Source organism: Streptococcus sp. HMSC063B03, assembly GCF_001836965.1.
GTDB classification, from domain to species: Bacteria; Bacillota; Bacilli; order Lactobacillales; family Streptococcaceae; genus Streptococcus; species Streptococcus pneumoniae_F.
In genome coordinates, this window is the sequence record NZ_KV831064.1 from 7,449 (window position 1) to 17,902 (window position 10,454).

A 10,454-nucleotide genomic window follows, 5' to 3' on the forward strand; every position below is an offset into this window, starting at 1 on the left:
AGATGTCTAGAAGATGAGAGACGAAGCCCAAGAACGTTTAGAACTGTTATCAGCCATTCAAGATTTAGGATACGAAAGTTTGAGATATTCTATTTTTAACGAATATGGTCCTGGTGAATGGGAAGTGGTAATCGAATTTGACGATTCTAAGCAAGTGTACAATGTTTACGCTACCATGGATCGAGCAAGTTATAATAAAAAATTAGAATTTGATAATTTTGAGGATGCCAAAAATAAATTTATAGAAAAACTAGATCTTACTGTAGAAATAAATAAACTTTTTGTAGAAAATGGGGAAGTTCCTGAATACTCCTCCCCGTTATGGGACAAAATCGAAGCTGACATTGAGAACATGAAATGCATAGTTGAACAAGAAATTGAAAAACGTCATTATGAGAGCTTACATTATGTTCTATTTGACGAAACAAAACAGCTTCCTTGGGCATTTCATCTTTATCAGAAAAATGGAAAATTTTATGTTGATGGTCGAGATGATCGATCATATATAGTTGGACATAGTAAAGAGTACGATAATTTTGGAAGTGCAAAGAAAGATTTTTTTGAAAAATTAGAACTCGTCATAGAAACTAATAAACTGAATATACAATTAGGATTGCCAGTAGAATATACATCACCATTATGGGATGAAAAAGAGGATAACTAGAAGATGAGAGACGAAGCCAAAGAACGTTCTGAACTTTTATTAGCCATTCAAGATTTAGGATATGAGTCTTTAAGATATTCTATTTTTAATGAACACAGACTTTCTGAGTGGGAAACTAGGATAGATTATAATCCAGAATTGAAATTGTATGAAGTTTACTCAACAATGGATCGAGCGAGTACAGGAAGTATTTTTAAGTTTAAGACATTTGAAGAAGCAAAAGAGAGATTTATCCATAATCTAAAGTTAACAGTTTTTCAAAATAAAACTTCCGTTGAAAATGGAGAAGTTCCTGAATATTCCTCTCCATTATGGGATAAACTAGATATCGATATTGAATCTTTGAAAAATATAGTGGAAAAGGAGATTAAAGAAAGAGGTTTTGAAAGCTTGTCTTATGTCTTGTTTGATGAAGATAGCAGTCAACCTTGGGCAACACATTTGTTTTTTAAAAATGGCAAATTTCAAATTAACAGTAGGGATGAACGCTCATATATCGTGGGGAAAACATGGGAGTTTGATACGATGAATGAAGCAAAGAATGAGTTCTTTAAGATTCTAAGTCAAACAGTTCATGCGGAACAGTTGGCTAATGAATTTGGTTTTTCACATCCCTATCCTTCGCCACTATGGGACGAGGAAGGAAAAAGATTTAATTTGAGGCAGGATATGTGAATCTTGTAAAAGATGTGTTTAGCTTTCTAGGTCATTGAGAACTAGCTAAAGTTTAGTTAGTACGAAAGAGAAGATAAATGATTTTGAAGAAAGAATAAATCAGTAGACATTTGGTAAAAGACAAAGGAGATAAGAATGGAATCAATTTATGTAAGTCAAAAAGATATGTTGGAAATTTGTCAAGATGGTGATAAATATTTCTTGCGTTATCCAACTTTTAATATTACCTGCCCAGAAGTGATTAGAGAAATTCCCAAAGAAGCTGCAGATAGTTACATGTCGGGAGAACATACTGGCAAAGAGTTGATGACTTATGCGCAATATGGTTTTTGGAAATCTAAAAAGCAATATACACAAGATGAGTCTGGTAAGCTCTTCATCGAAAATCATCCTTCTTTTATTTTAAAAAACCCAGGAAATACTCGTCGTCTTTTTACAGCAGAGGAATTTAGACAAATTGTCACCAAAGCCATTGTTTCAGAACTGGAACCTAGCGAACTTGATGCAATTGGTATAGTTGATAGTCATTTAGAGCTTCTTCTGGTGGATCCAGTTGGCTGGGAGGAAGAGATAGAAGCAGTTCATCTGGAAATTCTGCAAGAAAAAATTAACAATTACATTCACTTCCTCGAAAGCAAGCAGTATGTGGAGCGATATGGCGATAGCTTTGACAAAAAAGTCATCCATATCACATTCCAGTACTTCCCATATGATAATGGATTGGCCTTTCTTGCTGAGGTTCAGAAAGTGTTACAACCGACTGATATGAGCTTGAAGATAGAATTGCCAGAGTAATAAAGGGAGCGGAAACGCTCTCTTTTTTGTGGTATAATGTGATTAGATTGTCAAAACTTTTTTTAAGCAGGTAAAAATAGGATATAGTTAGGAATTCTAATGATTATAAATAATACAGTTATCAACAAACAATTAACAAAAGAAATATTTAATAATAATTTCAAAGGTTATCTTCAACAAGATGAAAGTTCTAATTTATTTAAGTTAAAATCCCCCGTTAAGATTGAAGGATTAGAATTTTGAGCAGATTTTAATTTTAAAAATAACATTCTTGAATCTTTAAAGTTAAGTATTTATCAATCAAATGATCCGATAAATTATTCAAATATGTTTGAATATAAACTACAAGATATAAAAGGAATACAGGATAAGTGGTTAGAAAAACAATATGGTAGATTTTCCGAAAAGAGTACATACTCTAGTAAATTTAATACCTCTTTTGCGGAAATAATATCATATATTGATACAAAATCAGGTGAGACCAGTATTCTATTCTTGTTTAGCAAATAATTATTATTTATGAATAATGGAATGAGGTAAAAATAATGCAGTTAAAACAAGAATTAATGGAATTGCTATTAAAAATAGGGGAGACGAATCTTAATCCGTCGGACTTATTTTTAGAAGAAAAACCATCTCTATTTTTACCGGAAGGACGTATTATTTATTTAGAGGGCGATCACTATTACATTGTTGGTGTCGAACGTGGCAAAATAAATTCTGAGAAAAAATTTGCTAATAAGGAAGATATACTTTATGATCTTTTACAATCATATGTTACTAGAATAGCATCAAAGAATGCATGGACGAATGCTAATGGAGATTTTGAACGTTATAATAGCCTTCTTCAAGAAGAACAAATTCGCTTATTTAGTATAATTGATCCTAAGTCTGGAGAGAGAAGAAGGAAGCAACCTCAAAGTTCTCTTTACTTAAAAAGTCATAAAACTAACGGAGAAACTACAATGACAAAAGAAGAGTTACTTGCTTTTTTAGAGTCTAATCGAAGTAAACTTAAATATTATACAGTCTATCTAAACCAAAAAGCATTAGAGCAGTTTGCAATAGGGTATTTTCTGGATTCGAAATCAAATAAGTTTCTGGTGTATGAAGTGTCAGAGCGACAGAGTTTGATTGAAATTGCTTCCTTTAAAAATGAAGAAGAGGCTATCGCGGAATTTTATGAGATAGTCAAATATAGATGTCGAATATAAGCTCGGTTTCTATTAATGACTAAAGAATATTTTGGAGAATGACATGATGACCAATTTAAAAGAAGAACTGACGAATTCGTTATCTGACTTAATAGTGTTTCTATCAGATTACAAGGGAAAAATTAATGTTAATAATTTCATAGGTATCCTTGAGGAAATGCAGTTTATCCTACAAAGTATAGGACATCCCCAGATACCAGCAGAAACGATGATCCACCTACAGAAAAGGTACAAAAGTATGTTTTTCCCAAGAGATGGTTTATCGGATTTTTATGTTTTTGACTCGGACGCTGCATACATGAAAAGAAAAAATGAACAATTTTCTTTATTGATAAAAAGAATTGACAGCTTATTAGAAGACTAGACAACTGAAGGGTGAATTCATAAGGTTGGGAAGTAACGAAATAGGAGTGAATAATGATTGCTATTCATCAGGGTAAAAAATATAATGTTTCAAAAGGACTTAGTAATAATGATTGGATTGTTCTGACTAGTGATACAAAAGATGGAGGGTTTAGCAATTATATAGATTCTTGGGGAGAGGAATTTGATGATTTCTTTTCAAAAAAAGTCAAGATGGAAGAGCTAGACTTTCTATACAGTATTCATTATGAAATTCAATATAAGGGGCATTCTTTTTATGTTAGTAGTGGGATGATTCGAAGGAATATTGAGAAAGATTGGTTTGAAATAATACCAAGCGCCAACCAAAATCAAATAAAGGATGAGTTGGGATTCAAGCAGATAAACAAATTAGAATGGGCAAAAGAGATTGGTCGAAAAGATATTGAAGTCTTAAAAATAGTCGAAACACCTTTAGGAATCTTTAAAGATCAGGGAGTTAAAGTAAAAAGTTTAGAAGGCCAAAATATTGATGATTTTTTAAATTCTATAGAACAATAATGTTTTGATGCTGACGTTTAACCCTTATTAAAAAAATATGTGACTCCGTGCGAGGAAATGATAATGTTTGATAATGAGTATATTGTAAGTGTGAAAAGGTTTATCGGTAATATTGAAATTGTTTCAAGAAATAACAAGTTGCAGGTATATGATAATGTGGATATTATTTATATTCTAGAACAAAGAGAAGACGAATTTGTTATTTCACTAAATGAAAGAGGGAATGTTTTAGAATACTGTAAAATTCGTAACAAGGATTTGGCTCAACTCTATTTTGCAATCTTTGTTAAGAGAGGAGTTACAGATTTTGAATTCCCAATGATGACTTTAATAAATGATATAGAGGAAATTGAAGTATTAAAAGAATACTTGACTAGAGAACAACTGGATAACTTCTATTCGATTGATTCTAGGACTAAAGAAAAAATCAATTTTTCTTCAGAGTTAAACAAGATTTATTACGTAGATGCAAGTGACAATGAATATAATCTATTTTTCCAACCAAACAGAATATTTCAAACCTTCTATGCATCAATTGTAAAATTAAAAACTATTAAGGAGTGGTTGATTCAACTGAATGGTGCTAGTGGACTAGGAGATCAATATGAAGCTACTTTGTTAGGGTATAGTTCAGAGGGGATTGAGAAGTTTTAATATTTAAATAGGAATAATTAAATGCTAATAAAATTAAAAAACAAAATTGAATCCGAAGTTTCAAAAATTGGAAATATAAAATTAGGTGAATTTGGGATTCATTTTTCTGAACAACCTCCCTACTTTCTAGAGGGGATTTCTATAATAGAGGATAGAAATGGGAGATATAATCTAGTTTTTACTGAACGAGGGAGAATAACATCCGAAATTTCTAAATTAGATGATAATGAGGTGACTTATCAGATTTTAAAGATAATCACTCAGAATATTTCTTCGCAAAAGATTGATGAAAAGGATGTTGATTTAATTGACAATTTGATTAAAAATAATGAATTTGAGAAAGTTAGTCAAATAGTTGAGAAAGTACAAGAGAATAGATATCAATACGAAAAGGAATTATTTGAAAAGGTCAGTCCGCTATATACTTTATGGTTTGAAAAAGAGCATTCATAATTAGTATAATATCGTTCTTGTTTCAGTTCATAGCTAGGGCGCGAACTTAGGCATTTACAATACTATAAAATCACACCAGTAAAAATTGACTTTAAACAATTGCTAGGCTTTTTAGTAGTTATTGGTGGACTAGCATTTTTTATGTCCTTGTATTATTTTTAATCAGGTAACTTACTTTTTGGTTTAATGGCTAATGCAATCATCTTTCTATATTTATCGGCTTCTAATGTTGCATTTGGAACTGAAAGTCATCACTTATATAAAATAAATGATAAAATACTAAAATAAGATATCGCCGATATCGAGATACTCCTCGAAGCTTGGGAAAAACTCATGTTTTCTTAAATTAGTAAGGATTAGAATGCAAAAAATAAAATTATATTATAAAGGGAATCTTCGATACCTATTATTTCATTATCAGGGGAGACAGTATCTATTAGATAGATCTCCTAAACATTTTCTCGGATACTTCTGTTTGCCTCTAAACTGGTATTTTTATCAGAAAGTTTATGCTATCTCAGATGAAGAACTTGTTAAAATCGAAGAAAAAAACGCTAAGGCGAGCAAATTTATCCTTCCAACGTCATTAGCCGCAGGATTGGCAGTTTTTGTGAATGCCTGGGCTCGTATGAATCATATTGATTTATTTGCCAACTTTTATGTGAATTTTTCGATAGTAACTAGTTTGCTTTTAGTAGTTATTGGTTTATTATTGTCTTTTAGTTTGCTTCAGCTTTTATATTCTAAAAAGAAAAAAAGTTTGGAGGAATTACTTAATAGATCATTGGAACAATCTATTTATTTTAAGATAAAACCAGTAAATTCATCGCGTTTTTACGTAAAAATGCTTCTTTTACGAGTATGTTTCTTTGCTTTAGCTCTTATATTTGCCTTAGCTTTTATTTATATAAAAAATGTTGCCATGCTTTTGATAATGATTTTAACAATGTTCATTTCTCTAGCAACCATAAATGTTGCCTTTGCACCTGGAGAAGAACGGGAATATGAGATAGTTGATGTTTTATCAAATCAAAGTAAAAATTAAATTAAGTGAATAAAGTTAAAACTAGATTTGGAGAACAGTTCCAAGCTAAAATATGCTTTGTTCGTAGTTAAGATTGTTAAAGGCAGTATAGCTATTTGGGTAAAAGCTATTTCCAACATCTGTTCATTGTGAATATGAAGAAAGGGGAAAAATCAGTCAATGTTAAAATACAAAAGTATAAAAATAATTCCATCAGTATTCGTATAAAAAGGAGCATTGGTTAGGTTTAGTAGCTAATTTCACAGCTATAATACTTGAAGTGAATACACTAATTACAGTTAATAAGGGATTCAATTATGAAGAACAGATATACTCAATATATAGGACAATTACAAGGTTTAATTGACTTAGAATATCCAGGTCAGAAGTTATACCCGGGAATTATACAGGATATATATAAGCTAACTAAGCTTATAGAACGAGGGGAAAATATCAATAACATTAGTTTTTTTAGTTTAGCGAGAAGATTTGTAGATGAAACAATGGATTATAAAAGCGATATTTTAGTTGTCTTAAAACAATTGGAGAAAGAACTGACAAAAGGAAATGAAAGAAAAGAGAAAACATTATAAAGAACTAGTTCATCTAGGAGAATTTAAGAACAAATTGGTTTACTATGACCTAAAAGGAAGGAAACTGTATTTTTCGATTCCAGAAAGAACTTCTAAGTATCAACAGTACTTTATTCTTACCTTGATATTACTAGTTCTTCCATGTATTAGATTCCTGAATGGCCTGAAAATCTTTAGTATAGCTGAGCATAAGTATCTCTATTTGATTCTATTTTCTTTTATTTTCTTACTTATCGGGAAATTGCTGGATGTCTATTTTAAAAAAGACTTGGATTTGTATCCGGCTCTATTTACAGATTTGGAGTACTTAGAATTCCTAGAAATAGTAAAGAAAAGTGGAGTTGTTGTTTCTTCTGTACTTCGTGCTAGCTTTATTAGTTTGTTAGTATCATTGACCGTCTATCTAATATATCCTGGTTTTTTGACTTTGTTCTTCCACTCCATGCTTTTGTTTATTCTCTATTTGTGTATAGCCAATAGTTTACACAGACGAAAGAAGGTAATGGAGAGTTTGATAAGGAATGTGCGCACCAACTAAATCTTTTTGGTCTATGATAATTCTGCAATATTAAATAAAGGAAGCAAATTTATATGACAACAGAAATTCAGCAATATAAAAACTGTACAATATTAAAAGACAAAAATAATTATGAGATTATGTGGAGTAGAGGGAAAGAAGCGCTTAATTTTCCCATTAGCCAGGAATTAGCAGAACGTGTTTCAAAATCAGACAAAGATTCTTTAGAAGTAATGTTTTATTGTGAACATCATCATTGGCCAAAGAAAGATGAGTTAGTAGATTATAATCAATCGGATACGATTGTACATAGAGGTAATGGATTTATTGTATATGAGACAGATGGTTATTACGAAATTAGCTTCTTGAAAGAAATTGGCGGAGTCATAGGTCCTGAAGTATGCTATCCCATAACTAAGGAACTGATGGATAAAGCATTTGAATCTTCTAGAGGAGCATATGAAGTCATGATTTATGCTGAAACAGGGCACTGGCCTATAAGTGATTAGTAAATAGGTTTCAAATAGCAAAGGTGTTTTTAATGAAAGTAATCTATTTAAGCAAAAAAGATATGTTGGAAATCTGTCAAGATAGAATAGGAGAAGGCTATGAGATTAAGAGATAAATGGGAAGATGATTCAAATCAGTATAGAAGATATAATCTTAAACAAAAGATAAATTCGGTTATCTTTGGTCTAGCTATAGGTGATGCACTGGGAGTCCCTGTAGAGTTCAGAAATAGAGATACCTATCATATTTCAGATATGGTGGGTTATGGAACCTATAATCAACCAGCTGGTACCTGGTCAGATGATACTTCTTTATCCTTAGCACTTATTGAACACCTATGTGAGGATTCTGATTTGAATGGGTTGATGGATAAATTTGTAGCTTATCGTCAGGGCTACCTCACACCTTTTGGATACTGCTTTGATATTGGTGTTGCGACTAATCAGGCGATTGAACGGTATTTGGCAGGAGTCTCTCCAGAGAAATGTGGAGGAACTAGTGAGAGAGATAATGGCAATGGAGCTCTGATGAGGATATCTCCCTTAGCTTTGCTCTTATATGAAAATTTTGATTTCAGTTATAGATCAAAAATAATTGAGAAATATACTAAGCTGACTCATGCTCATCCAAGGTCTATCGTGGCATCTATTCTTTATGTCCAGCTTTTAATCGGTTTTCTTCTTAACATTCGTTTAGAAAAATTACTTTGTCAATTAAAACCTTATCTTGAAGATTATTTCAAGAAAAAACCAGAATACTGGGAAGAGTATCAGGAACATTTTAGAGAAATATTTGATAGAGAATTTTATCAAAAATCTAGGGAAGATATTGCTTCCACAGGCTATGTTGTTGATACCTTGAAGGCTTGTCTCTGGTGTTTAGGTATAACAGATAGTTTTGAAGAAGCTGTTCTAAAAGCCATTAATCTTGGAGGGGATACCGATACCATCGGTGCCATTACAGGTACCTTGGCTGGAGCCTACTATCAACTGGAAGGCATTCCAGAAAAATGGATTCAACAGCTGGCTAATAGAGAATTGATTGATGAAAAATGTCGGCAATTACTGGAACACTTATATAAACAATCAAAACAGTTCTTATTATTTGGCAACAATCAGAACAACTCGCCCTTTCTATGATAGAATAAATGAAACAATAGTTTACCGATAAACCATTGGTAAACTCTTACTGTACAAGAATTGTTACTACCAGATTGATGGTGATTTTCATACATCAGCAAGGCTGGAGATACCACTTACTTTAGCTTAGGAGATGATTGGAATAAAATTACAGTTGAATATGGTTTGGATGCAGAAGGTAGAGACATGTTCAAATATTTCAATCAACCTGCACTAGATGATGCAGTTGCACAAGGTAAGACCATTCGATTTTCTCATAATCCGACGTTGAAGATGTATGAAAAGTCAGCTATAAGATGGGAATGGGATTATTTAAAGGAACATCATGGATATAATGGATTAAAACCCAAAGGGGGGTACTGGTATGGAATTAAATAATATGGATATTTTATCAGATGAATTTTTTGATATAGTTAAAAGAGTATTTAAAAATAAAATTAATGGTATAGTGTTTGATGATATAGTTGATGAACCCAATCGTCATACATTCAAACTGAACTTCCGCGTCTATAATTTTGCCGGGGTAAAATTTCAGTACGAGAATGATTTCTTTGAGATTTATCTGTTTTTAAACGGAGAGGAAGGGTTATTACTTTCTAAGCCGAACAGTCGTTATATCGAAATAAGCGATTGGGATGCATATTTAAAAGAAATCATATTAGAAATCGAGTCGTATATCCCGGAGAAATATCTAAAAGCCAAGGGTTGGCGATAAAAAAGAAGGAGGTATTGGTATGGCTCAAGAAAGTATGGAAGCTATAAAACAAGAAGTAATTGAACGGATTCAGCGTTCCTTTGGAGATAGAGCCTCTGAAGTAACTATTTGTGAGTTGGTCGATGTCCCAAATCATCATATATTACGCCTCGTATTCAGGGCATATGACTACTATTGGGTTCAATTTAATTACGATAATGATTTATGCGGATTCTCTATTGTTTTGAATGATGAATTTGGAGCATCGCTTGAAAGCAAAATGCGTAGCTATATGGGAACAAAGGATTGGGATAACTACTTAAAAGAAATCATGGCAGAGATTGAACTGCGTATCCCCGATGAGTTCTTAAAAGCTAAGGGTTGGTTGTAGACTGAAACTCGTAGGGGAAAAAATATGTACGCCATTTATAAACAAAACAAATTTGAAGCGGAATATGAGAACAAGCATGAAGTAATTTTATATAGTCGTGTTAGATTTAAAGATTTTCAAAATTATATAAGTCCTTGGGGGAGGATATCTGATAATGTATTTACAAAAAAAGTCAAGATGGAAGAGCTAGACTATCTATACAGTATTCATTATGAAATTCAATATAAG

15 protein-coding genes and 1 pseudogene are annotated in these 10,454 nt (G+C 32.0%); all 16 read left to right on the forward strand.

From position 1 onward, the window contains the following. Window positions 1-13: 13 nt before the first annotated feature. Window positions 14-664, forward strand: coding sequence for an Imm59 family immunity protein (locus HMPREF2628_RS11240; protein ID WP_049487877.1), 651 nt, complete (start codon window positions 14-16; stop codon window positions 662-664). A gap of 3 nt (window positions 665-667) precedes the next feature. Then, entirely contained in the window at window positions 668-1,339 is a 672-nt protein-coding gene (locus HMPREF2628_RS10610) for an Imm59 family immunity protein (protein WP_080975938.1), read from the forward strand. Between the two features lie 135 nt (window positions 1,340-1,474). Continuing rightward, window positions 1,475-2,134 (forward strand): DUF6572 domain-containing protein, encoded by a 660-nt coding sequence (locus tag HMPREF2628_RS08570; RefSeq protein ID WP_049487878.1) that lies wholly within the window; start codon window positions 1,475-1,477, stop codon window positions 2,132-2,134. 545 nt (window positions 2,135-2,679) lie between these two features. Further along, the gene (locus HMPREF2628_RS11160; protein ID WP_239664893.1) at window positions 2,680-3,348 is read left to right on the forward strand and encodes a hypothetical protein; all 669 of its coding nucleotides are present in this window, start codon (window positions 2,680-2,682) and stop codon (window positions 3,346-3,348) included. Window positions 3,349-3,391: 43 nt separating this feature from the next. Then, on the forward strand, window positions 3,392-3,712 hold the full coding sequence (locus tag HMPREF2628_RS08580) for a hypothetical protein (protein ID WP_239664894.1): 321 nt from the start codon (window positions 3,392-3,394) through the stop codon (window positions 3,710-3,712). A gap of 53 nt (window positions 3,713-3,765) precedes the next feature. Beyond that, window positions 3,766-4,251 (forward strand): hypothetical protein, encoded by a 486-nt coding sequence (locus tag HMPREF2628_RS08585; protein WP_070842905.1) that lies wholly within the window; start codon window positions 3,766-3,768, stop codon window positions 4,249-4,251. Between the two features lie 63 nt (window positions 4,252-4,314). Further along, complete coding sequence (locus HMPREF2628_RS08590) at window positions 4,315-4,905, forward strand: hypothetical protein (protein ID WP_049487057.1); 591 nt, start codon at window positions 4,315-4,317, stop codon at window positions 4,903-4,905. 21 nt (window positions 4,906-4,926) lie between these two features. Continuing rightward, window positions 4,927-5,358 carry a hypothetical protein gene (locus HMPREF2628_RS08595; RefSeq protein WP_070842906.1) on the forward strand — a complete coding sequence of 144 codons (432 nt, stop codon included), beginning with the start codon at window positions 4,927-4,929 and terminating at the stop codon, window positions 5,356-5,358. Between the two features lie 361 nt (window positions 5,359-5,719). After that, window positions 5,720-6,403, forward strand: coding sequence for a DUF443 family protein (locus tag HMPREF2628_RS08600; RefSeq protein ID WP_070842907.1), 684 nt, complete (start codon window positions 5,720-5,722; stop codon window positions 6,401-6,403). A 296-nt stretch (window positions 6,404-6,699) separates the two neighbouring features. Further along, window positions 6,700-6,975, forward strand: coding sequence for a hypothetical protein (locus HMPREF2628_RS08605; protein WP_049488057.1), 276 nt, complete (start codon window positions 6,700-6,702; stop codon window positions 6,973-6,975). Window positions 6,976-7,566: 591 nt separating this feature from the next. Then, window positions 7,567-8,001 (forward strand): hypothetical protein, encoded by a 435-nt coding sequence (locus HMPREF2628_RS08615; RefSeq protein WP_049488053.1) that lies wholly within the window; start codon window positions 7,567-7,569, stop codon window positions 7,999-8,001. A 99-nt stretch (window positions 8,002-8,100) separates the two neighbouring features. Further along, the gene (locus HMPREF2628_RS08620; RefSeq protein WP_049488051.1) at window positions 8,101-9,141 is read left to right on the forward strand and encodes an ADP-ribosylglycohydrolase family protein; all 1,041 of its coding nucleotides are present in this window, start codon (window positions 8,101-8,103) and stop codon (window positions 9,139-9,141) included. Window positions 9,142-9,327: 186 nt separating this feature from the next. Next, window positions 9,328-9,519: a hypothetical protein gene (locus HMPREF2628_RS08625; protein WP_049488058.1), complete on the forward strand. Its 192-nt coding sequence runs from the start codon at window positions 9,328-9,330 to the stop codon at window positions 9,517-9,519. Beyond that, on the forward strand, window positions 9,506-9,856 hold the full coding sequence (locus tag HMPREF2628_RS08630) for a hypothetical protein (protein WP_049488050.1): 351 nt from the start codon (window positions 9,506-9,508) through the stop codon (window positions 9,854-9,856). Before HMPREF2628_RS08625 ends, HMPREF2628_RS08630 begins: the two co-directional genes overlap by 14 nt. A gap of 19 nt (window positions 9,857-9,875) precedes the next feature. Then, the gene (locus HMPREF2628_RS08635) at window positions 9,876-10,226 is read left to right on the forward strand and encodes a hypothetical protein (RefSeq protein ID WP_049488048.1); all 351 of its coding nucleotides are present in this window, start codon (window positions 9,876-9,878) and stop codon (window positions 10,224-10,226) included. Window positions 10,227-10,250: 24 nt separating this feature from the next. After that, a pseudogene (locus HMPREF2628_RS11165) lies at window positions 10,251-10,454 on the forward strand (hypothetical protein); the annotation flags it as partial.

Bases quoted from the DNA above. Each gene is read 5' to 3' on its own strand.
- HMPREF2628_RS08625 (WP_049488058.1), top strand. From the start codon at position 9,328: ATGTTCAAATATTTCAATCAACCTGCACTAGATGATGCAGTTGCACAA.
- HMPREF2628_RS08605 (WP_049488057.1), top strand. From the start codon at position 6,700: ATGAAGAACAGATATACTCAATATATAGGACAATTACAAGGTTTAATT.
- HMPREF2628_RS08585 (WP_070842905.1), top strand. From the start codon at position 3,766: ATGATTGCTATTCATCAGGGTAAAAAATATAATGTTTCAAAAGGACTT.
- HMPREF2628_RS08595 (WP_070842906.1), top strand. From the start codon at position 4,927: ATGCTAATAAAATTAAAAAACAAAATTGAATCCGAAGTTTCAAAAATT.
- HMPREF2628_RS08600 (WP_070842907.1), top strand. From the start codon at position 5,720: ATGCAAAAAATAAAATTATATTATAAAGGGAATCTTCGATACCTATTA.
- HMPREF2628_RS08620 (WP_049488051.1), top strand. From the start codon at position 8,101: ATGAGATTAAGAGATAAATGGGAAGATGATTCAAATCAGTATAGAAGA.
- HMPREF2628_RS08580 (WP_239664894.1), top strand. From the start codon at position 3,392: ATGATGACCAATTTAAAAGAAGAACTGACGAATTCGTTATCTGACTTA.
- HMPREF2628_RS08630 (WP_049488050.1), top strand. From the start codon at position 9,506: ATGGAATTAAATAATATGGATATTTTATCAGATGAATTTTTTGATATA.
- HMPREF2628_RS08590 (WP_049487057.1), top strand. From the start codon at position 4,315: ATGTTTGATAATGAGTATATTGTAAGTGTGAAAAGGTTTATCGGTAAT.
- HMPREF2628_RS08635 (WP_049488048.1), top strand. From the start codon at position 9,876: ATGGCTCAAGAAAGTATGGAAGCTATAAAACAAGAAGTAATTGAACGG.
- HMPREF2628_RS08570 (WP_049487878.1), top strand. From the start codon at position 1,475: ATGGAATCAATTTATGTAAGTCAAAAAGATATGTTGGAAATTTGTCAA.
- HMPREF2628_RS10610 (WP_080975938.1), top strand. From the start codon at position 668: ATGAGAGACGAAGCCAAAGAACGTTCTGAACTTTTATTAGCCATTCAA.
- HMPREF2628_RS08615 (WP_049488053.1), top strand. From the start codon at position 7,567: ATGACAACAGAAATTCAGCAATATAAAAACTGTACAATATTAAAAGAC.
- HMPREF2628_RS11160 (WP_239664893.1), top strand. From the start codon at position 2,680: ATGCAGTTAAAACAAGAATTAATGGAATTGCTATTAAAAATAGGGGAG.
- HMPREF2628_RS11240 (WP_049487877.1), top strand. From the start codon at position 14: ATGAGAGACGAAGCCCAAGAACGTTTAGAACTGTTATCAGCCATTCAA.